Raw genomic sequence first — 25,313 nt, forward strand, 5'->3', positions numbered from 1 at the left:
AACAATGGGGTCGAATTTCAAATGCTGGTGAAATCGCGCCCTTCCGTTTTCAGCCTGCTCCTTGGGGTAGGGCGCCGGTCCCTCGACAATTTTCGCGATACGATGCAGATCACAAGAAAGCGCTTTGCCGCTCGCCCCGCCAGATATCCGAACATTTTGTGGTCGGTCTGGGTGCTGGTCTGGGTTTTGCTGACGGCGGCAGCATTTGTTCGCCTCGACACCCCTGCCGGAATGCTTCGCGACCAATGGTCGCCGGGGTTCGTCCATCTGGCCGATTTTTTCACGCAGTTCGGCCTGGGTGGCTGGTATCTCATTCCGTCGGCGCTTCTGCTCGTCGCCGCGAACCTGACAGACTGGCGAAGCCTCTCCAGGCGCTCGCTGATGCTCGCCTACAACTGGACCTGCCTGGCTTTTCTGGTACTGGGCGCCGCCGGCCTGTCCGGCCTCGCCGTCAATGTGCTGAAATATGCGATCGGTCGGGCTCGGCCGATGTATTTCAGTGAATTCGGGGTGTTGTCCCTGCACCCCTTCGCTTTCAATGCGCGCTTTGCCGGCTTTCCGTCGGGTCACGCCACGACGATGGGCGCGGTGTTCGGGGTTGCCCTGCTATTGTTTCCAAGGCGCTGGTACATCGCCCTGGCGATCACCGCCTGCATCGCCTCGACGCGGGTCTTCGTCGGCGCGCATTATCCCAGCGACACCGTCGCCGGCTTCGGCCTTGGCTGCGCCTTCGCGTTGGCTTGCGGGCTGGTCTTTGCCCGGCTCGGCTTCATCTTTCGGCCGATGCCGTCGGGATTGCCGGTCCGCAAGAAAACGTTTTGGCTGATTGGGCCGAGAGGGAAGGCTGCCTGAGCGCTCGAAGCTTAGTTGCCTTCCAGACCGCCATAGGACCTGACCAGGCCGGCCATGCCGGGCGATTGGTGGTCTTCGCTTTCGAGTCCTTGCGCAACGCCGACCCGATCGGCAACCGGCCGGTTCTGGCTGACCTTCCACTTGCCGTGGATTTCGCTGATCTCGATTTCCAGCCCGATAATGCCCTTGATCTGCGACTGGATGAACGGCGCCGGCGCATCGGTCACCGCCCAGGGCGCGGCGCGAGCGCCTTCCTGGGACGCGGTCAGATCGGCGATCTGCTGCGCCAGCCAGTCCTGGTCATCCATCACCTTGACGATGCCGCGCACCTGCACGATGGCATAATTCCACGTCGGCACCACCTTGCCGGTTTCGCGCTTGGTCTCATACCAGGACGGCGTCACATAGGCATCGCTGCCCTGGAAGACGATCAGCACTGGTGAAGCCGGATTGTCGGCCAGTAGGCGCCATTGCGGATTGGCCCGCGCCAGATGCGCCCTCAGCCTGCCGTTCGGGCCGACATCCGCGTCGAGCAGGAACGGGATGGCATTGGCGACCGGCCCCTCGGGTCCGTTGGAAACCAACAGGCCCAGCGGGTGCGTCCGGATCAACCCGTGCAGGATTTCCGGCCGCGTTTCCCTGAATTGAGGAGGTTCGTACATCGCCGTCCCTGCTTTCTTTGCTTATCTCAGCCGCTTCGGCCGCGGATCCGACAATTCACCGGCCAGCCGGCGATCGAGATAATCAGCGCACTCCTCGAGCAGCAGGTCGGCGTCGTTGGAGAAGAAATGGTTGGCACCGGGCAAGGTCTTCTGGGTGATGGTGATGCCCTTTTGCGTGTGCAGCTTGTCGACCAGACCCTGCACATCCTTCGGCGGCGCCACCTTGTCGGCATCGCCATGGATGATCAGGCCCGATGACGGGCAGGGCGCCAGGAACGAGAAATCATAGGTGTTGGGCTGCGGCGCGATCGAGATGAAGCCTTCGATCTCCGGCCGGCGCATCAGAAGCTGCATGCCGATCCAGGAGCCGAAGGAGTAACCGGCGACCCAGCAGCTCTTGGAATCCGGATGCAGCGACTGCACCCAGTCCAAAGCGGCGGCGGCATCCGACAACTCGCCGGTGCCGTGGTCGAACTCGCCCTGGCTGCGGCCGATGCCGCGAAAATTGAAGCGAAGCGTGGTGAAATCCCGCTTCTGGAACATATAGAAGAGGTCGTAGACGATCTTGTTGTTCATCGTGCCGCCGAACTGCGGGTGCGGGTGCAGGACGATGGCAATCGGCGCGCTCTTTTCCTTGGAGGGCTGGTAACGTCCCTCCAGGCGGCCGGCAGGACCGGTGAAAATGACCTCAGGCATGAAATACTCCACTTGGGTATACGAATGCGCGGCGCCCGGAACGTGTCTTCCTCTGGCCTTGACGCAGGGCGAGCGTCTTCTTAGAAGCTAGTTTAGAATTGTTCAAAACTGAGTGGCAAGACATCGAGCCCGGCCACCCGCGCCGCAAGCCGCGTAAATAGGACGGCTCGCCTTGGAATTTCAAGGAAATAACGCGATACGTCGGCGGAATGGCTTCTGACGGGACCAACTGGACGAAAATGGCCGCAATACGCGCCTATCTCGACTATAATGCCAGTGCGCCGCTGCTTGCCGCGGCCCGTGAGGCTATGGTCGCGGCCCTCGATGTCGCCGCCAACCCGTCATCGGTCCACGCCGAGGGGCGGGCAGCACGCCGCCTGGTCGAGACCGCAAGGCGTGGCGTGGCGGCACTCGTCAACACCAAGCCGGAGCATGTCGTGTTCACTTCCGGCGCGACGGAAGCCGCCTCGACGCTGCTGACATCAGACTGGCAGATGGGACGCGGTGCTGTGCGCATGAGCCGGCTTTACGTGTCCGAGGCCGATCATCCCTGCCTGTTGAATGGCGGACGCTTCCCGACAACGCAGGTAACCCGGATCGGCGTCGACGCCAATGGCATCGCCGATCTCGTGGCCCTGGCTGCAGCGCTTGCAGCGCATGACAAGGCCGATGGCTTGCCGCTGGTCGCCATACACGCCGCCAACAACGAGACCGGCGTCATCCAGCCGATCGATCGTATCGCCGAAATCGTCAAGGCTGCGGGAGGCATCCTCGTCGTCGACCCGGTCCAGGCCGCGGGCCGCGTTTCTATCGACATGTCAGCGGGTTACGCCGATTATCTGATTCTGTCCTCGCACAAGATCGGCGGTCCCAAGGGCGTCGGCGCCATCGTCGCCGCTTCGGACCTGATGATGCCGAAGCCGCTGATCAATGGCGGTGGCCAGGAAAAGGGTCATCGGGGGGGAACCGAAAACCTCGCCGCCATTGCCGGTTTTGGCGCGGCCGCACGCGAGGCGCTGACCGGATTGCCTGCCATGGACGCGGTGCGCCAGCGCCGCGATGAGATCGAGGCCATCGTGAAAACGCTGGTGCCGCAGGCGGAAATCTTCGGAACCGGCGCGCCAAGGCTTGCCAACACGACATTCTTCGCTATTGCGGGCGTCAAAGCTGAAACCGCGCAGATTGCCTTCGATCTGGCCGGTGTGGCGCTGTCGGCCGGCTCTGCCTGTTCGTCGGGCAAGGTTGGACCGAGCCATGTGCTGAAAGCCATGGGCTACGGTGACAGTCTTGGCGCCTTGCGCGTGTCGATCGGTGCGGCGACCGGCGCCCAGGAGGTCGAGCTGTTCCGCGCCGCGCTGGCGGGTATCGCGGCACGGCAAGCCGCCAGGGAAAAGGCCGCTTGAGCGGTTGGACGAATTTGGGCCTTTCGGCCTGGTAGAGCCGTGCATTCCATATTGGCCGGGTGAATTTCCGGTCGGGGCGCACTATATGGAACTTACGCTGCCGCGAACGCTTCTTCGGCGTTCATTTCGGCGGTGCCATAGTTTGAAAACTGTCGGGCCTTGACCCCGGCGTGGATGGAGAACGCATATGCCTGCTGTGCAGGACACGATCGATCGGGTCCGAAAGATCGACGTCGACCAATACAAATACGGATTCCAGACCGAAATCGCTGTTGATAAGGCCCCCAAGGGGCTGAGCGAAGACATCATCCGTTTCATTTCGGCCAAGAAGGACGAACCGTCCTGGATGCTGGAATGGCGTCTGGAAGCCTATCGCCGTTGGCTGACGCTGGACGAGCCGACCTGGGCGCGCGTTCACTATCCGAAGATCGATTTCCAGGACATCTACTTCTATGCGGCGCCCAAGAGCACGCCCGGCCCGACGTCGCTCAGCGACGTCGATCCCGAACTGCTGAAGGTCTACGAGAAGCTGGGTATTCCGCTGCGGGAGCAGGAAATCCTCGCCGGCGTGCAGAAGACCGACGTCTCGGAACTCGAGGAAGTCAGTGACAATGTCTATAAGTCGGGCCGCGTCGCCGTCGACGCCGTGTTCGATTCCGTCTCGGTCGTGACCACCTTCAAGAAGGAACTGGCGCAGGCCGGCGTCATCTTCTGCTCGATCTCGGAAGCCATCCGCGAACATCCGGAGCTGGTGAAGAAGTATCTCGGCTCGGTCGTGCCGACCTCCGACAATTACTACGCGACGCTGAATTCCGCCGTGTTCACCGACGGCTCGTTCGTCTTCGTGCCCAAGGGCGTGCGCTGCCCGATGGAACTGTCGACCTATTTCCGCATGAACGAGAAGAACACCGGCCAGTTCGAGCGCACGCTGATCATCGCCGAGGAGGGGGCTTACGTCTCCTATCTCGAAGGCTGCACGGCGCCGCAACGCGACGAGAACCAGCTGCATGCGGCGGTCGTCGAACTGGTGGCGCTCGACGATGCCGAGATCAAATATTCGACGGTGCAGAACTGGTATCCCGGCGACGCCGAGGGCAAGGGCGGCATCTACAATTTCGTCACCAAGCGCGGCGATTGCCGTGGCCACCGGTCGAAGATCTCGTGGACGCAGGTCGAGACCGGCTCGGCGATCACCTGGAAGTACCCGAGCTGCATCCTGCGCGGCGACGATTCCTCGGGCGAGTTCTATTCGATCGCCGTGTCGAACGGCTATCAGCAGGTCGACAGCGGCACCAAGATGATCCATCTCGGCAAGAACACGTCGAGCCGCATCATCTCCAAGGGCATCGCCGCCGGCTTCTCGCAGAACACCTATCGCGGCCAGGTTTCCGCGCACCGCAAGGCGACCAACGCCCGCAACTTCACCAACTGTGACTCGCTGCTGATCGGCGACCAGTGCGGCGCGCACACCGTGCCCTACATGGAAGCCAAGAATTCGACCGCGCAGTTCGAGCACGAAGCGACGACCTCGAAGATTTCCGAGGACCAGAAGTTCTACGTCATGCAGCGCGGCATCCCGGAAGAGGAAGCGATTGCGCTGATCGTCAACGGCTTCGTCAAGGACGTCATCCAGCAACTGCCGATGGAGTTCGCCGTCGAGGCGCAGAAGCTGATCGGCATTTCGCTTGAGGGCTCGGTCGGCTGACCGGATAAATATTCAGGAAACAAGAGAATGCTTGAAATCAGAAACCTGCATGCCCGCATCGTTGATGACGGCACCGAAATCATCCGCGGCCTGAACCTGGCGGTGAAAGCCGGCGAGGTCGCCGCCATCATGGGCCCGAACGGCTCGGGTAAATCGACGCTGTCCTATATCCTTGCCGGCCGCGAGGACTATGAGGTCACCGAAGGCGACATCCTCTACAACGGCCAGTCGATCCTCGAAATGGATCCGGCCGAGCGCGCCACGTCGGGCATCTTCCTTGCATTCCAGTATCCGATGGAGATACCGGGCGTAGCGACCATGGAATTCCTGAAAGTGGCGATGAACGAGCAGCGCAAGGCGCGCGGCGAGGAGCCGCTGAAGATCCCGGAATTCCTGAAGCGGGTGAAGGAAGCCGCCGCCTCGCTCAGCATGGACATGGCGATGCTGAAACGGCCGCTCAATGTCGGCTTCTCCGGCGGCGAGAAGAAGCGCGCCGAGATCCTGCAGATGAAATTGCTGGAGCCGAAACTGTGCGTGCTCGACGAAACCGATTCCGGCCTCGACATCGATGCGCTGAAGATCGTCTCCGACGGCGTCAATGCTTTGCGTTCGCCCGACCGCGCCATCGTCGTCATCACCCACTACCAGCGCCTGCTCGAGCACATCGTGCCGGACAGCGTGCACGTGCTTTACAAGGGCCAGGTCATCAAGTCGGGCGACAAGTCGCTGGCGCTTGACCTCGAGGCCAATGGCTACGCCGGTGTGATCGGCGAAGCCGCGTGAGATGCCAGAGGCAACGCTGATGAACATGCACACACAACCGCAGCGGACACCGGCCGAAACAGCGTTGATCGACGCGTTCGGCGACCGGCTGTCGCTGCTGCCGGGCGACGGCGCGGTGATGCTGAAGCGCGACGACGCCATCGAGGCGATCAAGCACGGCCTGCCGACGCGGCGCGTCGAATCCTGGCACTATACCGACCTGCGCCGGCTCTTGAATGCGGTGCCGGACTTCGACCCGGCCGCCATGGCCAAAGCCCTTGCACCGATCGTCGACGGCTCCACTGTGTTGTCGATCCTGAACGGCAAGTCCGACGCGAAGGTGCCAGTCCTTGAAGGCGTCACCTTCCAGCCTCTGTCGGAAAAGCTGATCGACGGCAGCATCGCGCCAGGGCTCGATCCCTATGGCAGTGACGACGCCATCGGCGCGCTGAACACGGCTTTCGTTGCCGACGGCTATTTCATCGACATCGCCGACGGCACGGAACTCGAAAAGCCGATCGAACTGCAGAACCTGCAGGCTGGCGGCCAGACCCATGTGCGGCTGCCGGTGCGTGTCGGCGCCGGCGCCAGGGCGGTCATCGTCGAGCGCCAGGCGGGCGACGGGGCTGCATTGGTCAGCTCGGTCAGCCAGCTGGTGCTGGGCGAGGGCGCCGAGGTGACGTGGCTGATCGTTCAGGAACAGCCGGAAACGGCCACGCATCTGGCGCAGTTCAAGGCGCATCTCGGCAAGAACTCGAAGCTGACGGTGTTCTTCATGAACGCCGGCGGCAGGCTCGTGCGCCAGGAGATCGTGGTCAAGACGACCGGTGAAGGCGCCGATTTCAAGCTGCGCGGCATCAACCTTTTGGCCGGCGACACCCACACCGACGTGACCATGGTGCTGGACCACACCGTGCCGCACACGACCTCGACGGAAGTGATCCGCAACGTGGTGACAGGCAAGGCGCGTGGCGTCTTCCAGGGCCGCATCAACGTCCATCAATATGCGCAGAAGACCAATGCCAAGATGGCCTGTAACACGCTGCTGCTGTCGGATGACGGCGAGTTCTCGACCAAGCCGGAGCTTGAAATCTTCGCCGACGACGTCATCTGCGGCCATGGCGCGACGGTCACCGAAATCGACCACGACCATCTGTTCTACCTGATGGCGCGCGGCGTCGACGAGAAGACTGCACGCGGCCTTCTGGTCAAGGCATTCGTCGCCGAGGTTATCGAGGAACTGGACGACGAGACGATCGTCGAGGCGCTTGAAGCGAAGCTCGACGGCTGGTTCGTGGCACACGGGTGAAGTGATGAACGCACCGGGCAAGATCGGAGATTTCTACGACGTCGAAGCGATCCGCCGCGATTTCCCGATCCTGTCGCGGGAAGTCTATGGCAAGCCGCTGGTCTATCTCGACAATGGCGCCTCGGCACAGAAGCCCCAGGTGGTGCTGGATACGATCCAGCACGCCTATGCCCAGGAATACGCGAACGTCCATCGCGGCCTGCATTTCCTCTCCAATGCGGCGACCGACGCCTATGAAAAGGCACGTGAGACGGTGCGCCGCTTCCTCAACGCGCCAAGCACCGACAACATCATCTTCACCTCGAACACGACCTCGGCCATCAACACGGTTGCCTTTGGCTATGGCATGCCCAACATCGGCGAGGGCGACGAGATCGTGCTGTCGATCATGGAGCACCACTCCAACATCGTGCCGTGGCATTTCATCCGCGAGCGACAGGGCGCCAAACTGGTCTGGGTGCCGGTCGACGATCTCGGCGTCTTCCACATCGAGGAATTCGAGAAGCGGCTGACCGACCGCACAAAGTTGGTCGCCATCACCCAGATGTCGAATGCGCTGGGCACGGTGACGCCGATCAAGGAAATCGTGCGTATTGCGCATGCGAAAAACATTCCGGTGCTGGTCGACGGCAGCCAGAGCGCCGTGCACATGCCGATCGACGTGCAGGATCTCGACTGCGATTTCTTCGCCTTCACCGGCCACAAGGTCTACGGCCCCTCGGGCATCGGTGTCCTCTACGGCAAGAAGGACATTCTCTCCGGCATGCGCCCGTTCATGGGCGGCGGCGAGATGATCGAGGAGGTGACGGAAGACATCGTCACCTACAACGATCCGCCGCACCGCTTCGAGGCCGGCACGCCGCCGATCGTCCAGGCGATCGGGCTGGGCGCGGCACTCGACTATATGGAGAAGGTCGGCCGCGAGCGCATCGCCGCCCACGAGGAAGACCTCAAGAACTACGCGCATGAGCGGCTGCGCGCCATCAACTCGCTGCGCATCTTCGGCGATGCGCCCGGCAAGGGCGCCATCATCTCCTTCGAACTGCAAGGCATTCATGCCCATGACGTGTCGATGGTGATCGACCGGCAGGGCGTTGCTGTCCGCGCCGGCACCCATTGCGCCCAGCCGCTGTTGAAACGCTTCGGCGTAACCTCCACATGCAGGGCATCGTTCGGCATGTACAATAACAGGGCCGAAGTCGACGCTTTGGCCGAGGCGCTTGAAAAAGCGCGCAAATTCTTCGGATGACGATTTTTTTGGGTGACGACCATGGATGATGTGAGCATCACAGCCGAGACCACTCCGGAAACCGCGCCCAATGCGCTGGTTTCAGGATCAGCCATTCCCGCCGACGAACTGGCGCGGCTGACCGACGACATCGTCTCGGCGCTGAAGACCGTCTACGATCCGGAAATTCCGGCCGATATCTACGAGCTTGGCCTCATCTACAAGATCGACATCGAGGACGACCGCTCGGTCAAGATCGACATGACGCTGACCGCCCCCGGCTGCCCGGTCGCCGGCGAAATGCCCGGCTGGGTGGAAAACGCCGTCGGCGCCGTCGAAGGCGTGTCCGGCGTCGAGGTCAACATGACCTTCGACCCGCCCTGGTCGGCTGACCGCATGTCGGAAGAGGCGCAGGTCGCGGTGGGCTGGTACTAGCGTCGAGCCCGGTAAGAGTTGGTACACTTGCGCCAGTAGTAAAACTTCACCATTTTAGGTGAGGAATCATTCGGCAGGCCTTGAACCTGCATGGAATGGAGAAGGAAAAACATGGGACGCTTTGCCGTCATCACGATGACCGAAAAGGCCGCCGACCGGGTGCGCGAGATCGTCGCCACACGCGACAACGCGCATGGCATCCGCTTGGGCATTAAGAAGGGCGGCTGCGCCGGCATGGAATACACTGTCGACCTGGTGACAGAACCCAACACCAAGGACGACCATATCGAGCGCGACGGCGCGCATGTCTATGTCGCGCCTGAGGCCGCACTTTTCCTGTTCGGCACCGAGATGGATTTCGAGCAGACGACGCTGCGCACCGGTTTCACCTTCCACAATCCGAACCAGAGTTCGGCCTGCGGTTGCGGCGAGTCCGTCGAACTGAAGCCGGCCGATCTGAAGGCGTTGGCCGAAGCACGCGCCTCGGCCTGATCTTCCTTCGCCGTTTACGGGGCGAAGAACGCTACTCCACCCACATGCCCGTCCGCTTGTGCCAGTCGGCGATCGATTCCTCGGGATAGACGTCGAACGTCTTGTCGCCCTTGCCAACCACTGGCTCGACCCAATTCGCTTTGTATTTCAGCATCAGATGCACCCGGCTCGGCGGAATGGGCAAGTCGTTATCGATCGCCGAAGCGAAGGGATGCACCAGTTCCGGCCATGTCGGATCGTAGAGCCACAGCGCCGAGCCGCACTTTTTGCAGAAATTGCGTTCGCCGGTAGAAATCTCGCAATGCGGATGCTCATCGTCCTCAATGCTGGCGCGGTAAACGCCGAGGCTCCTTTTGCCCCTTATGTTCAGCGTCTCGTTGTCGGCGCCGAGATTGATGGCAAACCCGCCGCCGCCTTGTTGCTTGCGGCAGATCGAGCAGTAGCACAGCATGAACGGCGCTGGCGTGTGGCTCACCACCTCGAAACGGACGGCATCGCAGCGGCAGGATCCTTTGAGCAGAAGCGGCATGACAAAAACTCCGACGGATGGCTCTCAACCTGTCAGCATGATTTTGGTTGCGGCGATGACAAGGCCAAATGCCGGTGACATGATCGCGGCATGGACAATGAACGCATCGCCGAACTGTTCGAGGGCCTGGGCCCGGTCAGCATCCGCAAGCTGTTCGGTGGCAAGGGCATCTATTTCGACGGCGTCATCGTCGCCATCGTGCTGCGCGACGAATTGCTGCTGAAGGCCGACGAGCAAAGCGCGCCCGAGTTCGAGGTCGCCGGCTGCACGCAATGGACCTATACCGGCTCGCGCCACGGCAAGCTGGTCTCCATGCCCTATTGGAGCATTCCCGACAGCGCTTTCGATGATCCCGACGAGATGACGGTCTGGGCACGGCGTGCTTATGAGGCGGGGCGGCGGGCGGGGAAGTGATGTCAGCCTTGGGACGCTGGCGGGACAGCACCCCCCTCTGTCCTGCCGGACATCTCCCCCGCAAGGAGGGAGATTGGCAGCTTCACCGTCTGCCTGCTTTTTTCAACGTTGAAGATTGGCGGAGGCGTTGATGACATTCGATCTCCCCCCTTGCGGGGGAGACGTCCGGCAGGACAGAGGGGGGTGCTGTCCCGCCGACCTTGGCGGCAGTGCCCTACAGCGCCTTCGCAATCCTCGCCGCCAGCCGCGCATTGTTCTCTACCAGCGCGATGTTGGTCTTCAGGCTCCTGCCGCCGGTCAGTTCGAGGATCTTCGACAGCAGGAAGGGCGTCACCGCCTTGCCGGTCACGTTGAGCGCCTCGGCGGCCTTTTGCGCGGCTTCGATATAGTCAGCCATTTCTTCGGCCGGGATTTCGTGGTTCTCGGGCACCGGATTGGCGATCAGCATGCCGCCGGCGAGCCCCAGCGCTGCCCGAGTCTGGTAGAAATGCGCGATCTCTTCCGGTCTGTGCAGGGTCAGCGGAGCGCGGAACGGCGAATGCCGCGACCAGAAGGCCGGCATCGTCTCGCAGCCATGGCCGATCACCGGCACGCCGCGCGTTTCCAGCACTTCCAGCGTCTTTTCGATGTCGAGGATGGCCTTGGCGCCGGCCGACACAACGATGACCGGCGTGCGTGCCAGTTCGTCGAGATCGGCGGAAATATCAAAGCTCTTTTCGGCGCCCTTGTGCACGCCGCCGATGCCGCCGGTGGCGAACACTTTTATGCCGACCATATGCGCCGCGATCATGGTTGCGGCGACCGTGGTGCCGCCGGTGCGCCCTTGCGCCACGGCAAAACCGAGGTCGGCGCGCGACAGTTTCATGGCGTCCCCGGTCATCGCCAGCGATTCGCGCTCGCCGTCCGAAAGCCCGATCTTGATGCGGCCGCCGACCACGGCGATCGTCGCCGGCACGGCGCCGCCATCGGTGATGATCTTTTCGACATCGGCCGCCATGGCGCCATTGTCGGGGTAGGGCATGCCATGGGTGATAATGGTGCTTTCCAGCGCCACCACCGGCCGGCCAGCAGCCAGGGCCTGCGCCACCGGCGCATGGATGTCGATGAAGGGGCGGGCGGTTTCTGGGGTCATCTCGATCTCCAATCCGGAATGCGGCGCGTCCATCGGGACGCTCGGCAACACTGCGGCACTATGAATTTGCCGGTCTCATGCCACTTCCTGCGCATCCGGCACAAGAGCCAGCGCTTCCGCGAAGCTTGCGGCGGTGAACTCGGGAACGGCGTTGGCGCTTTCGATGGCAAGCGTCGCCGCGGCGATGCCTTCGCGCAGGGCCACCCGCAGCGGCAGGCCGCGCAGCAAGGCAGCGACCGTTGCGCCCGCCAGCGCATCGCCGGCGCCGGTGACGTCAGCGACCTTTCTTGGTGGCGGCGGCAGGATCGAGAAGGCGCCGGCTTCATCGAAGCCCAGCATGGGGCTGCCGCCCGCCGTCACCACGCCGCTCTTGAGCCCTGCGCGTCTCAGCCCGGCGACGATGTCTTGCGGGGAAGTCGCAGCGTCCAGGTCTGCCAGTGCGATCGCTTCGCGCTGGTTCATGAAGACGACGGCCAGATTGCCGAGGACCGGCTTCAAACGCACGATCTTGGCCGGCGAAATGGCAATGGCGAAGACAGGCTTGCCGGCGGCAAGCGGAACCAACCGCTCCAGTGCCGCCGTCGGCAGGTTGGCGTCGCAGAAGACGGCATCGGCGGCAGCGATCACCTCCCGCACCTTGGAGCGCCTGATCTGCTTGGGAAACGCCAAATCATAGAGCGCCATATCGGCAAAGCCGACGATCAGTTCGCCCTCGCGGTCGATCAGCGCCGTATAGCTCGGCGTGGTGCGATCGAGGAAAACGGCGGAAAGGTCGGCAATGCCTGCCTCGGCGATGGCGCGTGACACGGTATCGGCAGCGGCATCGCCGCCGCGCACCGACATGAGCGACGCGGAGACGCCACGGAGCACCGCGCTGCGCGAAGCGTTGAAGACGCCGCCGCCGACATCCTCGCGCATCGTGCCGGGATTGGAGGCGGCGGGAACGTAAGCGCCGGACACCTGGCCACGCCGGTCGATATGGGCGCCGCCTATGGCCAGTATTTTCGCGGATTTTAGCATGCCGGCGATATGACCTTTGTTATTCCAGCCGCACAAGCGCTAGGCTGCGTGACGAAGCTTCGCATGCAAGCCAGCGATTCGGCAGATCGAAACAACCGAGCCGTCTGGCCCAATGCGGGATGCACCCTGTACGAGTTCCCTGGGACGAAAAAAGAACAAATCCGGATATTGTTTGTTTTTCAGACATTTGACCCCCTCTTGCCAAACGAGAACAAAAAAGGTACAAATTGGCAGGGATTACGGATTGTCCGGCCTTCATTGACGACCAAGGGGTGATGTATCATGGCTCAGAATTCTTTGCGGCTTGTAGAGGACAAGGCAGTGGACAAATCAAAGGCTCTGGATGCGGCGCTGTCGCAAATCGAGCGGGCTTTCGGCAAGGGCTCGATCATGCGGCTCGGCGCGAACGAGCAGGTCGTCGAGATCGAAACGGTGCCGACCGGCTCGCTTGGCCTCGACATCGCGCTTGGCGTCGGCGGGTTGCCGCGCGGCCGCATCGTCGAGATTTACGGGCCGGAAAGCTCGGGCAAGACGACGCTGGCCCTGCACACCGTGGCCGAAGCGCAGAAGAAGGGCGGCATCTGCGCCTTCGTCGATGCCGAGCACGCGCTTGACCCGGTCTATGCCCGCAAGCTTGGCGTCGATCTCGAAAACCTCTTGATCTCGCAGCCCGACACCGGTGAGCAGGCTCTGGAAATCTGCGACACGCTGGTGCGCTCCGGCGCCATCGACGTGCTGGTGGTCGATTCGGTCGCGGCACTGACGCCACGCGCCGAAATCGAAGGCGAGATGGGCGATTCGCTGCCCGGTCTGCAGGCCCGCCTGATGAGCCAGGCGCTGCGCAAGCTGACCGCTTCGATCTCGCGCTCCAACACCATGGTCATCTTCATCAACCAGATCCGCATGAAGATCGGCGTCATGTTCGGTTCGCCCGAAACCACCACCGGCGGCAACGCGCTGAAATTCTACGCTTCGGTGCGCCTCGACATCCGCCGCATCGGCTCGGTCAAGGACCGCGACGAGGTCGTCGGCAACCAGACCCGCGTCAAGGTGGTCAAGAACAAGCTGGCGCCGCCCTTCAAGGTGGTCGAGTTCGACATCATGTATGGTGAAGGCGTGTCCAAGACCGGCGAACTGGTCGATCTCGGCGTCAAGGCCGGCGTGGTCGAGAAGTCGGGCGCCTGGTTCTCCTACAATTCGCAGCGTCTCGGCCAGGGCCGCGAGAATGCCAAACTGTTCCTGCGCGACAACCCCGACACCGCGCGCGAGATCGAACTGGCGCTCAGGCAAAATGCCGGGCTGATCGCCGAGAAATTCCTTGAGAATGGCGGCTCCGAAGGTGGCGACGACGGTTTCGAGGAAGAATCCGGCGCGATGTGACAGCCTCGCGCGATTCGGCCGGAGTTCGGCCATAATCGCGTTCTATTATCTCAGGCTTATGTAATCGAGTTCCGCGTTATTGCGTTTTGAAACCGCCGGCCTAGCGCCGGCGGTTTTTGCGTTTCGGCGGCGAATCCAGGCCGGTTCGAACAGCCGGCAAAGGCCGCGGATTGGACCAATTCCGTGTTTCTGGACAGGGTGAAGCGCGGCGGCTAAAAGGCCAAGTCCTATCTTCTAAAACGCAGAGCCCATTTCCGCCGGTTTGCCGGCGGCCCTTCCGAAAAGGCAGCATTCATGAGTGGCGTGAACGAAATCCGGTCGACGTTTCTCGACTACTTCCGCAAGGAGGGTCACGAGATCGTCGCGTCGAGCCCGCTGGTGCCGCGCAACGATCCGACGCTGATGTTCACCAACGCCGGCATGGTGCAGTTCAAGAACGTCTTCACCGGTCTGGAGAAGCGGCCCTATTCGCGCGCCTCGACCGCCCAGAAGAGCGTTCGCGCCGGCGGCAAGCACAACGATCTCGACAATGTCGGCTACACCGCGCGCCATCTGACCTTCTTCGAGATGCTCGGCAATTTCTCCTTTGGCGACTACTTCAAGGAGCGCGCCATCGAGCTTGCCTGGAACCTGATCACGAAGGAATTCGGGCTGAACAAGGACAAGCTGCTGGTCACCGTCTATCACACGGACGACGAGGCGGCCGGCTTCTGGAAGAAGATCGCCGGGTTTTCGGACGACCGCATCATTCGCATCGCGACATCGGACAATTTCTGGGCGATGGGCGACACCGGACCGTGCGGACCGTGCTCGGAGATCTTCATTGACCGCGGCGAACACATCTGGGGCGGACCTCCCGGCAGCCCGGAAGAGGACGGCGACCGTTTCCTCGAATTCTGGAACCTGGTGTTCATGCAGTATGAACAGGTGACGAAGGAGGAGCGCATCGACCTGCCGCGCCCGTCGATCGATACCGGCCTGGGCCTGGAGCGCATGGCGTCCATCCTGCAAGGAGTGGAGAGCGTCTTCGAGACCGATCTGTTCCGTCATCTGATTGACGCGGCGGCGTCCGCTATCGGACATGGTCCCGATAAGGAGACGGTCGCGTCCTTCCGCGTCATCGCCGATCATCTGCGCTCGTCCTCCTTCCTGGTGGCCGACGGCGTGCTGCCCTCGAACGAAGGCCGGGGCTATGTCCTGCGCCGCATCATGCGCCGCGCCATGCGTCATGCGCAGTTGCTCGGTGCCAGCGAGCCGCTTATGTGGAAGCTGGTGCCGGCGCTGGTGCGCGAAATGGGCCAGGCCTATCCGGAACTGCTGCGCGGCGAACAGTTGATCACCGAGACGCTGAAGCTCGAGGAGACCAGGTTTCGCAAGACGCTGGTGCGCGGCCTCGGCCTGCTCTCCGAGGCGACGGAAAAGCTTGGTGCCGGCGACATGCTGGACGGCGAAACGGCCTTCAAGCTCTACGACACCTACGGCTTCCCGCTCGACCTGACACAGGACGCGCTGCGCCAGCGCAGCATCTCGGTCGACCTTGCCGGGTTCACCAATGCCATGGAGCAGCAGAAGGCTGAGGCGCGCAAGCATTGGACGGGCTCCGGGGAGGCCGCGACCGAGACGGTGTGGTTCCCGGTGCGCGAGAAGGCGGGCGCCACCGAATTCCTCGGCTACGAGACCGAGCAGGCCGAAGGCATCATCCAGGCGCTTGTCCGTGACGGCAAGACCGTCGACAGCGCCGGCAAGGGCGACGCGGTGGCGATCGTCGTCAACCAGACGCCGTTCTATGCCGAGTCCGGCGGCCAGATGGGCGACACCGGCGTTATTTCAGGCGAAGGCTTCTCGATCGAGGTCACCGATACGCAGAAGAGGGCCGATGGGCTTTTCGTCCATATCGGCAGGGTGGCCAGCGGCATCGTCAAGACGGGCGCAGCCGTCGAGCTGAAGGTCGATCATGCGCGCCGCTCCAGGCTGCGTGCGAACCATTCCGCGACGCACCTGATCCATGAGGCGCTGCGCGAGGTGCTGGGCGGCCATGTCGCGCAGAAGGGCTCGCTGGTGGCGCCTGAGCGCCTGCGCTTCGACATCTCGCACAACAAGCCCATTTCGCCAGAGGATCTCGAAGAGGTCGAGCGCATGGCCAACGAAATCGTCGTCCAGAACAGCCCGGTGTCCACGCGCCTGATGTCGGTCGACGATGCCATTGCCGAAGGCGCCATGGCGCTGTTTGGCGAGAAGTATGGCGATGAAGTGCGCGTCGTGTCGATGGGCACCGGCGTGCATGGCGCCAAGGCCAACCGGCCCTATTCGGTCGAGCTCTGCGGCGGCACCCATGTCAGGGCGACCGGCGACATCGGTCTTGTGCGTGTCGTGTCGGACAGCGCGGTCGCCGCAGGCGTGCGGCGCATCGAGGCGCTGACCGGCGAGGCGGCGCGCAAACATCTCGACGAGCAGGACAGGCGGTTGAAGGCGGCGGCAGCCGTGCTGAAGATTTCGCCAGCCGACGTGCCGGCGCGCGTCGAGGCGCTGCTCGATGAGCGCAAGAAGCTCGAAAAGGAACTGACCGAAGCGCGCAAGAAGCTGGCGCTGGGCGGCGGTGCAGGGGCGGGTGCGCCGTCGGAGAACGAGACCGTGGCGGGCGTCGGCTTCCTCGGCAAGGCGGTCTCCGGTGTCTCGCCGAAGGATTTGAAGCCGCTGGCCGACGCCGGCAAGACCTCGCTCGGTTCCGGCGTCGTCGTCTTCGTCGGCTCGGGGGAAGACAACAAGGCCAGCGTCGTGGTCGCCGTCACTGACGACCTCGTCGGCCGCTTCAGCGCCGTCGATCTGGTGCGCGTCGCCTCCGCCGCATTGGGCGGGCAGGGCGGCGGCGGCCGGCCCGATATGGCCCAGGCCGGTGGCCCGGACGCTTCCAAGGCCGCCGATGCGATTGCGGCGGTAAGGGCTGCAATCGGCGAGGCCGCCTAAACCAGCATCCGCGACGCGTGGCCGGCCGACAGCCGGCTGCCTGGCTGACATCTGGAGGATGCCGTGCCCACGCTGACCATGTATCAGGTCGACGCTTTTGCCGAGCGCGCCTTTCAGGGCAACCCCGCCGCCGTCCTTATCTTGCAGGACTGGCTGGCGGACGATGTCATGCAGGCCATCGCAAACGAGAACAATCTTGCCGAAACCGCCTTTGCGCGGCGCAACGGCAAAGGCTGGGATCTGCGTTGGTTCACGCCGGTTCATGAAGTTGACTTCTGTGGCCGCGCCACGCTGGCGACCGCTCATGTGTTGGCCTCTGAGCACAATGTGGCTGATGACATGGCCTTTGCTACACGGGTGGGCGAGCTACGGGTCTCACAGCGGCAAGGTGCCTATCAGCTCGATCTGCCCTGTTTTCCGCCGCAGCCTGTCGATGGCGAGACCATGCTGGCGCTGCGGGAGATTTTGTCCCGGCATCCGGTTGTGGGCTTTCGTAATTTCGAGAACCTGTTCGTCGAGCTTGCCGACGAGGCGTCCGTGCGGTCTTTCGTTCCCGATCTGCTCAGGATCGGCGCCTTCCATCCACTCGGCCTGGTCATCACCGCGCGCGGGCAAACGCATGATTTCGTCTCCCGTTATTTCGTTCCCGGAGCCGGCATCCCCGAGGACCCGGTGACCGGCTCCATCCATGCGACGCTGGTACCGTTCTGGGCTGAAAAACTCGGCAAAACCCGTCTGTCGGCGTTCCAGTGCTCGCCGCGCGGCGGGCACCTTTTGTGTGACCTGGCCGGAGATCGCGTGCTGATCCTGGGCCGCGCCAAGACCTTCATGAAGGCGGAAATCTACCTTCCTGAATGAAGGTTGGCGCAGGCCGATCAGGCCGCCGGAGCGCTCGCGGCAAAGCTGGCGCGCGCTGAAATCCGGCCCCACCAGGCCTGGATTTCAGGAAATTCGGCCAACAGGCTTTGCCCCTCAGCGACCTTGACGAAATAACCGATGATCGGCGCTGCGTGCAAATCGGCCAGTGTCAGCTGATCGCCCAGCAACCACGGCCCCGGCGCTTTCAGCCTGGAGAGTGTCTGAAGCGCTTTGCTCGCCTGTGAAAGCCCGCTGGCGATCAGGAGTTCGTCGGGTGCCTCCTTCTCCAGCCGCTCGACGGCGACATCCCAGACCATCGATCTGTAGGCGTAGGCATCGAGCATGCCGATGATCTGGTTCATTCTTGCGCGGTCGCGAGACTCCGTCGGCTGAAGGCTCGGCCCGTCGAACGCCTCGTCGACATAGCGAGCAATCGCGCTCGTCTCGAAGAGCCGAAATCCGTCATGCTCGAAGGCCGGGATGCGGCCGAACGGATGGTGCTCGAAATACCAGGCGGGAATGCCCTCGGCGGCAAAGACATCGACCGGCACAAGCGCGTAGTCGATGCCTTTTTCCGCGAGCACGAGGCGGACGATGCGCACGTAGACGCTGTAGTTCGCCCCGTAGACGATGGGCTTGCCCATGCCGATTGCCGGTCAGGCCATCGCCTTCTGCAGGTTCTCGTCGATCTTGTCGAGGAAACCGGTGGTCGAGAGCCAGGGCTGGTCGGGGCCGATCAGGAGCGACAGGTCCTTGGTCATGAAGCCGGACTCGACGGTCTGGATGCAGACCTTTTCCAGCGTTTCGGAAAAGCGCTTCAACTCGGCATTGTCGTCGAGCTTGGCGCGGTGGGCGAGGCCGCGCGTCCAGGCGAAGATCGAGGCGATCGAATTGGTCGAGGTCTCCTCGCCCTTCTGGTGCTGGCGATAGTGACGCGTGACTGTGCCGTGCGCGGCTTCTGCTTCCACCGTCTTGCCGTCCGGCGTCATCAGCACCGAAGTCATCAGGCCGAGCGACCCAAAACCCTGCGCCACCGTGTCGGACTGCACGTCGCCATCATAGTTCTTGCAGGCCCAGACATAGCCGCCCGACCATTTCAGGCTGGAGGCCACCATGTCGTCGATCAGGCGGTGCTCGTACCAAAGCTTCTTCGACTTGAACTCGGCCTCGAATTCAGCCTCGTAGACCTCCTGGAAGATGTCCTTGAAGCGGCCGTCATAGGCCTTGAGGATGGTGTTCTTGGTCGACAGATAGACCGGATAATTGCGCAGCAGGCCGTAGTTGAGCGAGGCGCGGGCAAATTCGCGGATCGAGTCGTCGAGATTGTACATGGCCATGGCGACACCGGCGCCCGGCGCGTCGTAGACATCATGCTCGATCACCTTGCCGTCCTCGCCGACGAACTTGATCGTCAGCTTGCCCTTGCCGGGGAAGCGGAAATCAGTGGCGCGGTACTGATCGCCAAAGGCATGACGGCCGACGATGATCGGCTTGGTCCAGCCGGGCACCAGGCGCGGCACGTTCTTCATGATGATCGGCTCGCGGAAGATCGTGCCGCCGAGGATGTTGCGGATGGTGCCGTTCGGCGACTTCCACATCTTCTTCAGCTTGAACTCCTCGACGCGCTGCTCGTCGGGAGTGATCGTCGCGCATTTCACGCCGACGCCGTATTTCTTGATGGCGTTGGCCGAATCGATGGTCACCTGGTCGTTGGTGGCGTCACGATGCTCGATGCCGAGGTCGTAATATTCGAGCTTGAGGTCGAGATAAGGGTGGATCAGCTTGTCCTTGATGAACTGCCAGATGATGCGGGTCATCTCGTCGCCGTCGAGTTCGACGACCGGGTTCGCCACCTTGATCTTCGCCATGGAAAGAATGCCTCGTTCGAAAGTTGATTGATTGCGGGCCGGCCCCGCCGGGAATGGGGACCTCGCCTATAGCAAAGCGATCCGAACGGTGCAAACCGGCTGCTGCGCAGACGCAGGTTGCTGCTGTAGCAAGCGGGAACAAAAAAGGCGATGCCGGCACCACCTCTTGAGAGGCTGCCGGCACCGCCTTTGTTTCATGCTGCCGCGGAGGCGGCAGGCGCTTATTGCAGCGGCGTACCGCCGGGACCCGGGAATGCCGTGATCGGCGTGCCGTCGGTTACGTTGCCGGAGATCATGTTGTTCTTGAACGACTGGACGGCGCCGCTGCCGGTATTGCTGGCTCCGGTGACGTTGCCGAACACGGCCGATCCGCCAAGAAAGGCGATGGCGCTTCCGTTGCCGCTGGCAGCAGCACCGTTGGCGTTGACGCCGACGCCGGCATTGGCGCTGATCGTGGTGCCGACAATCGTCGCGCGCACCGGCGATGCCGCGGCGATGGATTTGATCGCCACCCCGTTGCCGGTGTTGCCGCTGACCAGGCTGTTGGTCAGTGTCATGTTCATGGCAAGGGTGTTGCCAGTGCCGTCAACAAGAATGCCATTGCCGCTATTGGTAATTTCCACCTTCGAAAGGATGGCATTAATTCCAGCGGCCACGGACGATTTGATGAGAACACCTCCAGCGGTTGCCTCGGCTATCCGCGTGTTGCTTATGTAAAGTTCGCTGTTTCCGTTGGCGGCAAATTCGACGCCGTTGCTGGTAACTCTCTCTATGTTGCAATCCTCGATATGCAGTTGACCTTGACCAATCATGCGCACGCCGTCGATCCCATTGCCCACACCGTCTATGTCGAGGCCGCGAAGATGCACTACGGAGCCGGCAAGCGTGTTGATGATGATGCCGTTCACGAGGGACGAAAGCACGCCCCCTTCAGTGTTCTTGCAGTCGATGGTGATGGATTTGGTGATGGTGACCGCGCCAAAGCCACCCGGGTCGAGACAGTTGATCTCGCCGGCCGTCGCCGTCTTCGAGATGGCACCGGCAAACGTCTTGCAAGGTGCCGTTCGGCTGCACGGATTGGCGTCGTCACCAACACCGGAAACCCACGTCCGTGTCGCTTGCGCGGAAGCCGGTGCAATCAGGAAGACTGACGCCACAAGCAACACAGCGAGTGAAAGGAAAAACCGTACCACTTTCATTTGCCCCTCCTAGAGTTTGGCCAACGCCTGCGTCGGCCGTTGAAACCCGTATTGAAACGCTTGGGGCAAAAATAAATGACGGGAGTGTGCAAGACACACTCCGCCTTCCAGATACCATTCGTCGATATACATTGAACCCCAAGCGGCTTTGATATTACCGCTTTCTAATTTGATTTTCCAGTGACGCGATGCGTCATCGTAAATAAATATGCATTCGGATCGTAGATGATTTCTACGGCGGGAAATATCGTCAAAGCCGACAGTTGGGACAGTTGGGACATTTGTCGGCGGTTTGGGGCGCCATGGTCGAGCGATACGAACTGGCGACCACGGAAGACGCAGGCGGTTGCTATGGCAAGCGCAAAAAAGGCGATGCCGGCACCACCTCTTGAGAGGCTGCCGGCACCGCCTTTGTTTCATGCTGCCGCGGAGGCGGCAGGCGCTTATTGCAGCGGCGTACCGCCGGGACCCGGGAATGCCGTGATCGGCGTGCCGTCGGTTACGTTGCCGGAGATCATGTTGTTCTTGAACGACTGGACGGCGCCGCTGCCGGTATTGCTGGCTCCGGTGACGTTGCCGAACACGGCCGATCCGCCAAGAAAGGCGATGGCGCTTCCGTTGCCGCTGGCAGCAGCACCGTTGGCGTTGACGCCGACGCCGGCATTGGCGCTGATCGTGGTGCCGACAATCGTCGCGCGCACCGGCGATGCCGCGGCGATGGATTTGATCGCCACCCCGTTGCCGGTGTTGCCGCTGACCAGGCTGTTGGTCAGTGTCATGTTCATGGCAAGGGTGTTGCCAGTGCCGTCAACAAGAATGCCATTGCCGCTATTGGTAATTTCCACCTTCGAAAGGATGGCATTAATTCCAGCGGCCACGGACGATTTGATGAGAACACCTCCAGCGGTTGCCTCGGCTATCCGCGTGTTGCTTATGTAAAGTTCGCTGTTTCCGTTGGCGGCAAATTCGACGCCGTTGCTGGTAACTCTCTCTATGTTGCAATCCTCGATATGCAGTTGACCTTGACCAATCATGCGCACGCCGTCGATCCCATTGCCCGCGCCGTCTATGTCGAGGCCGCGAAGATGCACTACGGAGCCGGCAGGCGTGTTGACGACGACGCCAGTCGTGAGGGACGAAAGCACGCCACCCTCCGTCGTTTTGCAGTCGATGGTGATGGATTTGGTGATGGTGACCGCGCCAAAGCCACCCGGGTCGAGACAGTTGATCTCGCCGGCCGTCGCCGTCTTCGAGATGGCACCGGCAAACGTCTTGCAAGGTGCCGTTCGACTGCACGGATCGGCGTCGTCACCAACACCGGAAACCCACGTCCGTGTCGCTTGCGCGGAAGCCGGTGCAATCAGGAAGACTGACGCCACAAGCAACACAGCGAGTGAAAGGAAAAACCGTACCACTTTCATTTGCCCCTCCTAGAGTTTGGCCAACGCCTGCGTCGGCCGTTGAAACCCGTATTGAAACGCTTGGGGCAAAAATAAATGACGGGAGTGTGCAAGACACACTCCGCCTTCCAGATACCATTCGTCGATATACATTGAACCCCAAGCGGCTTGGATATTACCGCTTTCTAATTTGATTTTCCAGTGACGCGATGCGTCATCGTAAATAAATATGCATTCGGATCGTAGATGATTTCTACGGCGGGAAATATCGTCAAAGCCGACAGTTGGGACAGTTGGGACATTTGTCGGCGGTTTGGGGCGCCATGGTCGAGTTACTAGGCAGTAATAAAGACGGATGTCTTGTCGTTAAAGGTACGGGTGCGATGCCGCATTCCACCAATCTTTTGAGGGGGCGGAGCGTGCGGCGCCTCTGCTTGTACATGCGCGGCCATTTGCGCGAGCCCGCCGGTGAAGACATCTGGATTCTTCGCGCGTACCAAGGGTGACATAAGGGTATTTGTCGGCCAAGCGGCCTCCCGCTCTTCAAAAAGCCGTATCGATATGGCAGGACGCGGAGTCTTCGTAGCGCAATCATCTGGAACACATGGCAGGAACGGACTTTCAGCGCGGTCTCATGACCGCCGGCCCGGCGATCATCCTCGTCGAGCCGCAGCTCGGCGAGAACATCGGCATGGTCGCTCGCGCCATGGCCAATTTCGGCTTGGTCGAGCTGCGCCTGGTCAATCCGCGTGACGGTTGGCCGAGCGAGAAGGCACGCGCGGCAGCCAGCCGCGCCGATCATGTCATCGACGCCGTCACTGTCTTCGACGATCTGGCCTCGGCGCTTGCCGACCTGAACTTTGTCTTCGCGACCACGGCCAGGCAGCGCGATGGCTTCAAATCCGTGCGCGGCCCGGTGGAAGCGGGCAGGGTGCTGCGGGCGCGTCACGCAATGGGCCAGCGCACCGGCATCCTGTTCGGCCGCGAGCGCTTCGGTCTCTACAATGACGAGGTCGGTCTTGCCGATGAGATCGTGACCTTCCCGGTCGATCCCGATTTCTCCTCGCTCAACATTGCCCAGGCCGCGCTTCTGATGTCCTACGAATGGATGAAGTCCGGCCTGGAAGACGAGACCAAAACCAATTTTTCCGGTCCGGACATGAAGCCGGCAAGCAAGGAAGAGTTGCACGGCTTCTTCGCCTATCTCGAAGGCGCCTTGGAAGCGCGCGGCTATTTCCGCCCGGCACCCAAGAAGCCGAAAATGGTCGACAATCTGCGCGCGGTGCTGACGCGCGCCGGCTTTGCCGAACCGGAGCTCAAGGTGCTGCGCGGTATCATCTCGTCGCTCGACAGGTTTTCGCCGGCGATGCCGCGCGGCGACGGTTCTCCGGGCGACGATCCAAGGCGCTTGCCCGCGGCTGCCGCGCGTGCCCGCAAGGCGGAAGGCAATCGCCTGGCCGACACCGGCAAGGACGATGACATACCGCCGCTCGGCGGAAAAGGAACGGACAATGACTGAGCGGCCGATCCTGATGTTCGATTCGGGCATTGGCGGGCTCACCGTGCTGCGTGAGGCGCGCGTGCTGATGCCCGACCGCCGCTTTGTCTATGTCGCCGATGACGCCGCCTTCCCCTATGGCGCCTGGGAGGAACCGGCCCTCAACGCCCATATCCTTGGCCTGTTCGGCGCGCTGCTGGAAAAATTCCGGCCCGAGATTTCGGTCATCCCCTGCAACACCGCGTCGACGCTGGTGATCGACGCGTTGCGCGATAAATTCCCCGGTCATCCCTTTGTCGGCACGGTGCCGGCGATCAAGCCGGCGGCGGAACGCACGCGCTCCGGGCTCGTCTCGGTTCTGGCGACGCCCGGCACCGTCAAGCGTCAATACACGCGCGACCTGATCAGCAAATGGGCGCAGAAATGCCACGTACGGCTGGTCGGCTCGGACCGGCTGGCGCCGCTGGCCGAGATTTACATGCGCGAGGGGTTCGTCGACGAGGAGATCGTGCGCGAGGAGATCGCGCCATGTTTCGTCGAGAAGGACGGCGCCCGCACCGATATCGTCGTACTCGGCTGCACGCATTATCCGTTCCTGGCCAATCGCATGCGCAAGACCGCACCCTGGCCGGTCGACTGGATCGACCCGGCCGAAGCGATCGCCCGCCGCGCCATGTCGCTGCTTGCGCCGGTCGACGGGCCGCTGCCGGTGGGCGAGCCTGACATTGCCGTCTTTACCTCCGGCAAGGTGGATTTCGCCACCGGTAGGCTGATGCAGGGCTTTGGCCTGACGGTCGCCTGAATCCGGAACATTGGCTGGCTCGTTGCGTTTTCTCCCAGGCAATGAAGGGAGAAACTGCCATGCCAGCCACCTCGAAAGCCCAGCAGAAGGCCGCCGGCGCAGCCTTGTCGGCCAAGCGCGGCGAGACGAAGAAGAGCGAACTCCAAGGCGCTTCCAAGGGAATGTACGAATCGATGAGCGAAAAGCAGCTCGAGGAATTCGCAGAGACGAAGCGCAAGGGGCTGCCGGAGAAGAAATCGAAACACTAGGGTTCTGCGCTTCGCAGCGGATAAATCAGATCGTCCACGAGAACACGAACCGGAATCAAAAAGCCCGCGGCCGAAACCGCGGGCTTTGAATGATTATGTTGGCCGCCTGAGACCGAACCGGAGCTTACCAGCGCCCCCAGCAGCGCTTGACCTTGTAGCGGATGACCTTCTTGTGGCCGTGCCGCCAGACAACCTTCTTCTTGACCACGATGCGGCAGACCTCGTGGTGCCGGTGGCCATGCCAATGCCGCGCCATTGCCGGCTCCGGCGTCATGACCGCCATGGATCCCGCCAACACCGCGGCTCCCGTCAGGGTAAGAAAGAACTTCTTCATGCGAATTGTGGCTCCTCTGCTCCAGTCCCTTCCTAATGCCGTTGGCGCAACCTCCCGCCACATCCAGCACTGTCTTCAACCCAAAGACGCTATATCGTCGCCATGGCCGACGCCAGCCACAAG

Annotated in this window: 25 protein-coding genes; 15 read left to right on the plus strand and 10 right to left on the minus strand. The window is 62.2% G+C overall.

Annotated features, from left to right (window positions below; translation table 11 throughout):
* The first annotated feature begins 102 nt into the window (after window positions 1–102).
* Window positions 103–852, plus strand: a complete 750-nt coding sequence (locus tag ACFOJ9_RS13460; RefSeq protein ID WP_378979316.1) for a phosphatase PAP2 family protein — start codon at window positions 103–105, stop codon at window positions 850–852.
* 11 nt (window positions 853–863) lie between these two features.
* Here the strand turns inward: ACFOJ9_RS13460 and ACFOJ9_RS13465 are convergent, their stop codons facing one another.
* Together ACFOJ9_RS13465 and ACFOJ9_RS13470 are read right to left on the minus strand one after the other, a co-directional pair.
* Window positions 864–1,514: an FMN-binding negative transcriptional regulator gene (locus tag ACFOJ9_RS13465; protein ID WP_378979317.1), complete on the minus strand. Its 651-nt coding sequence runs from the start codon at window positions 1,512–1,514 to the stop codon at window positions 864–866.
* A gap of 21 nt (window positions 1,515–1,535) precedes the next feature.
* On the minus strand, window positions 1,536–2,210 hold the full coding sequence (locus ACFOJ9_RS13470) for an alpha/beta hydrolase (RefSeq protein WP_013532163.1): 675 nt from the start codon (window positions 2,208–2,210) through the stop codon (window positions 1,536–1,538).
* Between the two features lie 239 nt (window positions 2,211–2,449).
* On the opposite strand from ACFOJ9_RS13470, the gene ACFOJ9_RS13475 reads away from it, so the two are divergent.
* The 7 genes from ACFOJ9_RS13475 (at window position 2,450) to sufA (ending at window position 9,544) form a co-directional block, all read left to right on the plus strand.
* Window positions 2,450–3,613, plus strand: a complete 1,164-nt coding sequence (locus ACFOJ9_RS13475; RefSeq protein WP_378979318.1) for a cysteine desulfurase family protein — start codon at window positions 2,450–2,452, stop codon at window positions 3,611–3,613.
* 187 nt (window positions 3,614–3,800) lie between these two features.
* The gene (sufB, locus tag ACFOJ9_RS13480; RefSeq protein WP_378979319.1) at window positions 3,801–5,318 is read left to right on the plus strand and encodes a Fe-S cluster assembly protein SufB; all 1,518 of its coding nucleotides are present in this window, start codon (window positions 3,801–3,803) and stop codon (window positions 5,316–5,318) included.
* 27 nt (window positions 5,319–5,345) lie between these two features.
* Entirely contained in the window at window positions 5,346–6,101 is a 756-nt protein-coding gene (sufC, locus tag ACFOJ9_RS13485) for a Fe-S cluster assembly ATPase SufC (protein WP_378979320.1), read from the plus strand.
* Window positions 6,102–6,120: 19 nt separating this feature from the next.
* Complete coding sequence (gene sufD, locus ACFOJ9_RS13490; protein WP_378979321.1) at window positions 6,121–7,389, plus strand: Fe-S cluster assembly protein SufD; 1,269 nt, start codon at window positions 6,121–6,123, stop codon at window positions 7,387–7,389.
* A 4-nt stretch (window positions 7,390–7,393) separates the two neighbouring features.
* The gene (locus ACFOJ9_RS13495) at window positions 7,394–8,638 is read left to right on the plus strand and encodes a cysteine desulfurase (RefSeq protein ID WP_378979322.1); all 1,245 of its coding nucleotides are present in this window, start codon (window positions 7,394–7,396) and stop codon (window positions 8,636–8,638) included.
* A 21-nt stretch (window positions 8,639–8,659) separates the two neighbouring features.
* Entirely contained in the window at window positions 8,660–9,052 is a 393-nt protein-coding gene (locus ACFOJ9_RS13500; RefSeq protein WP_378979323.1) for an SUF system Fe-S cluster assembly protein, read from the plus strand.
* 111 nt (window positions 9,053–9,163) lie between these two features.
* Window positions 9,164–9,544, plus strand: coding sequence for a Fe-S cluster assembly scaffold SufA (gene sufA, locus ACFOJ9_RS13505; protein WP_013532156.1), 381 nt, complete (start codon window positions 9,164–9,166; stop codon window positions 9,542–9,544).
* A gap of 31 nt (window positions 9,545–9,575) precedes the next feature.
* On the opposite strand, the gene ACFOJ9_RS13510 is transcribed toward sufA, so the two are convergent.
* A complete protein-coding gene (locus tag ACFOJ9_RS13510; RefSeq protein WP_378979324.1) occupies window positions 9,576–10,073 on the minus strand; it encodes a GFA family protein in 498 nt (165 codons plus the stop codon).
* A 90-nt stretch (window positions 10,074–10,163) separates the two neighbouring features.
* Here ACFOJ9_RS13510 and ACFOJ9_RS13515 point away from each other — a divergent pair, with 90 nt between their 5' ends.
* Entirely contained in the window at window positions 10,164–10,487 is a 324-nt protein-coding gene (locus ACFOJ9_RS13515; protein ID WP_378979325.1) for a TfoX/Sxy family protein, read from the plus strand.
* Window positions 10,488–10,701: 214 nt separating this feature from the next.
* Here ACFOJ9_RS13515 and ACFOJ9_RS13520 read toward each other — a convergent pair whose 3' ends face one another.
* Entirely contained in the window at window positions 10,702–11,619 is a 918-nt protein-coding gene (locus ACFOJ9_RS13520; protein ID WP_378979326.1) for a pseudouridine-5'-phosphate glycosidase, read from the minus strand.
* Between the two features lie 75 nt (window positions 11,620–11,694).
* Window positions 11,695–12,639 carry a carbohydrate kinase family protein gene (locus tag ACFOJ9_RS13525; protein WP_378979327.1) on the minus strand — a complete coding sequence of 315 codons (945 nt, stop codon included), beginning with the start codon at window positions 12,637–12,639 and terminating at the stop codon, window positions 11,695–11,697.
* A gap of 282 nt (window positions 12,640–12,921) precedes the next feature.
* Here ACFOJ9_RS13525 and recA point away from each other — a divergent pair, with 282 nt between their 5' ends.
* The 3 genes from recA (at window position 12,922) to ACFOJ9_RS13540 (ending at window position 17,841) form a co-directional block, all read left to right on the plus strand.
* Complete coding sequence (gene recA / locus ACFOJ9_RS13530) at window positions 12,922–14,019, plus strand: recombinase RecA (protein WP_057145834.1); 1,098 nt, start codon at window positions 12,922–12,924, stop codon at window positions 14,017–14,019.
* Window positions 14,020–14,313: 294 nt separating this feature from the next.
* Complete coding sequence (gene alaS / locus ACFOJ9_RS13535) at window positions 14,314–16,983, plus strand: alanine--tRNA ligase (protein WP_378979328.1); 2,670 nt, start codon at window positions 14,314–14,316, stop codon at window positions 16,981–16,983.
* Between the two features lie 78 nt (window positions 16,984–17,061).
* Window positions 17,062–17,841, plus strand: a complete 780-nt coding sequence (locus ACFOJ9_RS13540; RefSeq protein WP_378979329.1) for a PhzF family phenazine biosynthesis protein — start codon at window positions 17,062–17,064, stop codon at window positions 17,839–17,841.
* A 17-nt stretch (window positions 17,842–17,858) separates the two neighbouring features.
* On the opposite strand, the gene ACFOJ9_RS13545 is transcribed toward ACFOJ9_RS13540, so the two are convergent.
* From ACFOJ9_RS13545 to ACFOJ9_RS13560, 4 genes are all read right to left on the minus strand, one after another.
* Window positions 17,859–18,485 (minus strand): glutathione S-transferase family protein, encoded by a 627-nt coding sequence (locus tag ACFOJ9_RS13545; RefSeq protein ID WP_378979330.1) that lies wholly within the window; start codon window positions 18,483–18,485, stop codon window positions 17,859–17,861.
* 12 nt (window positions 18,486–18,497) lie between these two features.
* Complete coding sequence (locus tag ACFOJ9_RS13550) at window positions 18,498–19,709, minus strand: NADP-dependent isocitrate dehydrogenase (RefSeq protein ID WP_378979331.1); 1,212 nt, start codon at window positions 19,707–19,709, stop codon at window positions 18,498–18,500.
* Between the two features lie 221 nt (window positions 19,710–19,930).
* On the minus strand, window positions 19,931–20,908 hold the full coding sequence (locus tag ACFOJ9_RS13555) for a right-handed parallel beta-helix repeat-containing protein (RefSeq protein WP_378979332.1): 978 nt from the start codon (window positions 20,906–20,908) through the stop codon (window positions 19,931–19,933).
* Window positions 20,909–21,351: 443 nt separating this feature from the next.
* Window positions 21,352–22,329, minus strand: a complete 978-nt coding sequence (locus ACFOJ9_RS13560) for a right-handed parallel beta-helix repeat-containing protein (RefSeq protein ID WP_378979333.1) — start codon at window positions 22,327–22,329, stop codon at window positions 21,352–21,354.
* A gap of 583 nt (window positions 22,330–22,912) precedes the next feature.
* Between ACFOJ9_RS13560 and ACFOJ9_RS13565 the strand changes: the two genes are divergently transcribed.
* From ACFOJ9_RS13565 to ACFOJ9_RS13575, 3 genes are read left to right on the plus strand one after another with little or no spacing between them, the layout of a single operon-like run.
* Window positions 22,913–23,827: an RNA methyltransferase gene (locus tag ACFOJ9_RS13565; protein ID WP_378979334.1), complete on the plus strand. Its 915-nt coding sequence runs from the start codon at window positions 22,913–22,915 to the stop codon at window positions 23,825–23,827.
* The gene (gene murI / locus ACFOJ9_RS13570; protein ID WP_378979335.1) at window positions 23,820–24,608 is read left to right on the plus strand and encodes a glutamate racemase; all 789 of its coding nucleotides are present in this window, start codon (window positions 23,820–23,822) and stop codon (window positions 24,606–24,608) included. Before ACFOJ9_RS13565 ends, murI begins: the two co-directional genes overlap by 8 nt.
* Before the next feature lie 59 nt (window positions 24,609–24,667).
* The gene (locus tag ACFOJ9_RS13575) at window positions 24,668–24,856 is read left to right on the plus strand and encodes a DUF3008 family protein (RefSeq protein WP_292189293.1); all 189 of its coding nucleotides are present in this window, start codon (window positions 24,668–24,670) and stop codon (window positions 24,854–24,856) included.
* Window positions 24,857–24,980: 124 nt separating this feature from the next.
* On the opposite strand, the gene ACFOJ9_RS13580 is transcribed toward ACFOJ9_RS13575, so the two are convergent.
* Complete coding sequence (locus tag ACFOJ9_RS13580; protein ID WP_378979336.1) at window positions 24,981–25,190, minus strand: hypothetical protein; 210 nt, start codon at window positions 25,188–25,190, stop codon at window positions 24,981–24,983.
* Between the last annotated feature and the right edge of the window lie 123 nt (window positions 25,191–25,313).

Source organism: Mesorhizobium cantuariense (assembly GCF_042647205.1).
Taxonomy (GTDB): Bacteria; Pseudomonadota; Alphaproteobacteria; order Rhizobiales; family Rhizobiaceae; genus Mesorhizobium; species Mesorhizobium cantuariense.

Coding starts and splice junctions, on each gene's coding strand:
- ACFOJ9_RS13465 (WP_378979317.1), bottom strand. CDS start 1,514: ATGTACGAACCTCCTCAATTCAGGGAAACGCGGCCGGAAATCCTGCAC.
- ACFOJ9_RS13510 (WP_378979324.1), bottom strand. CDS start 10,073: ATGCCGCTTCTGCTCAAAGGATCCTGCCGCTGCGATGCCGTCCGTTTC.
- ACFOJ9_RS13520 (WP_378979326.1), bottom strand. CDS start 11,619: ATGACCCCAGAAACCGCCCGCCCCTTCATCGACATCCATGCGCCGGTG.
- ACFOJ9_RS13515 (WP_378979325.1), top strand. CDS start 10,164: ATGGACAATGAACGCATCGCCGAACTGTTCGAGGGCCTGGGCCCGGTC.
- sufC (WP_378979320.1), top strand. CDS start 5,346: ATGCTTGAAATCAGAAACCTGCATGCCCGCATCGTTGATGACGGCACC.
- ACFOJ9_RS13545 (WP_378979330.1), bottom strand. CDS start 18,485: ATGGGCAAGCCCATCGTCTACGGGGCGAACTACAGCGTCTACGTGCGC.
- ACFOJ9_RS13525 (WP_378979327.1), bottom strand. CDS start 12,639: ATGCTAAAATCCGCGAAAATACTGGCCATAGGCGGCGCCCATATCGAC.
- ACFOJ9_RS13460 (WP_378979316.1), top strand. CDS start 103: ATGCAGATCACAAGAAAGCGCTTTGCCGCTCGCCCCGCCAGATATCCG.
- ACFOJ9_RS13575 (WP_292189293.1), top strand. CDS start 24,668: ATGCCAGCCACCTCGAAAGCCCAGCAGAAGGCCGCCGGCGCAGCCTTG.
- sufA (WP_013532156.1), top strand. CDS start 9,164: ATGGGACGCTTTGCCGTCATCACGATGACCGAAAAGGCCGCCGACCGG.
- ACFOJ9_RS13500 (WP_378979323.1), top strand. CDS start 8,660: ATGGATGATGTGAGCATCACAGCCGAGACCACTCCGGAAACCGCGCCC.
- ACFOJ9_RS13560 (WP_378979333.1), bottom strand. CDS start 22,329: ATGAAAGTGGTACGGTTTTTCCTTTCACTCGCTGTGTTGCTTGTGGCG.
- murI (WP_378979335.1), top strand. CDS start 23,820: ATGACTGAGCGGCCGATCCTGATGTTCGATTCGGGCATTGGCGGGCTC.
- ACFOJ9_RS13495 (WP_378979322.1), top strand. CDS start 7,394: ATGAACGCACCGGGCAAGATCGGAGATTTCTACGACGTCGAAGCGATC.
- ACFOJ9_RS13475 (WP_378979318.1), top strand. CDS start 2,450: ATGGCCGCAATACGCGCCTATCTCGACTATAATGCCAGTGCGCCGCTG.
- ACFOJ9_RS13540 (WP_378979329.1), top strand. CDS start 17,062: ATGTATCAGGTCGACGCTTTTGCCGAGCGCGCCTTTCAGGGCAACCCC.
- alaS (WP_378979328.1), top strand. CDS start 14,314: ATGAGTGGCGTGAACGAAATCCGGTCGACGTTTCTCGACTACTTCCGC.
- sufD (WP_378979321.1), top strand. CDS start 6,121: ATGAACATGCACACACAACCGCAGCGGACACCGGCCGAAACAGCGTTG.
- sufB (WP_378979319.1), top strand. CDS start 3,801: ATGCCTGCTGTGCAGGACACGATCGATCGGGTCCGAAAGATCGACGTC.
- ACFOJ9_RS13565 (WP_378979334.1), top strand. CDS start 22,913: ATGGCAGGAACGGACTTTCAGCGCGGTCTCATGACCGCCGGCCCGGCG.
- ACFOJ9_RS13550 (WP_378979331.1), bottom strand. CDS start 19,709: ATGGCGAAGATCAAGGTGGCGAACCCGGTCGTCGAACTCGACGGCGAC.
- recA (WP_057145834.1), top strand. CDS start 12,922: ATGGCTCAGAATTCTTTGCGGCTTGTAGAGGACAAGGCAGTGGACAAA.
- ACFOJ9_RS13470 (WP_013532163.1), bottom strand. CDS start 2,210: ATGCCTGAGGTCATTTTCACCGGTCCTGCCGGCCGCCTGGAGGGACGT.
- ACFOJ9_RS13580 (WP_378979336.1), bottom strand. CDS start 25,190: ATGAAGAAGTTCTTTCTTACCCTGACGGGAGCCGCGGTGTTGGCGGGA.
- ACFOJ9_RS13555 (WP_378979332.1), bottom strand. CDS start 20,908: ATGAAAGTGGTACGGTTTTTCCTTTCACTCGCTGTGTTGCTTGTGGCG.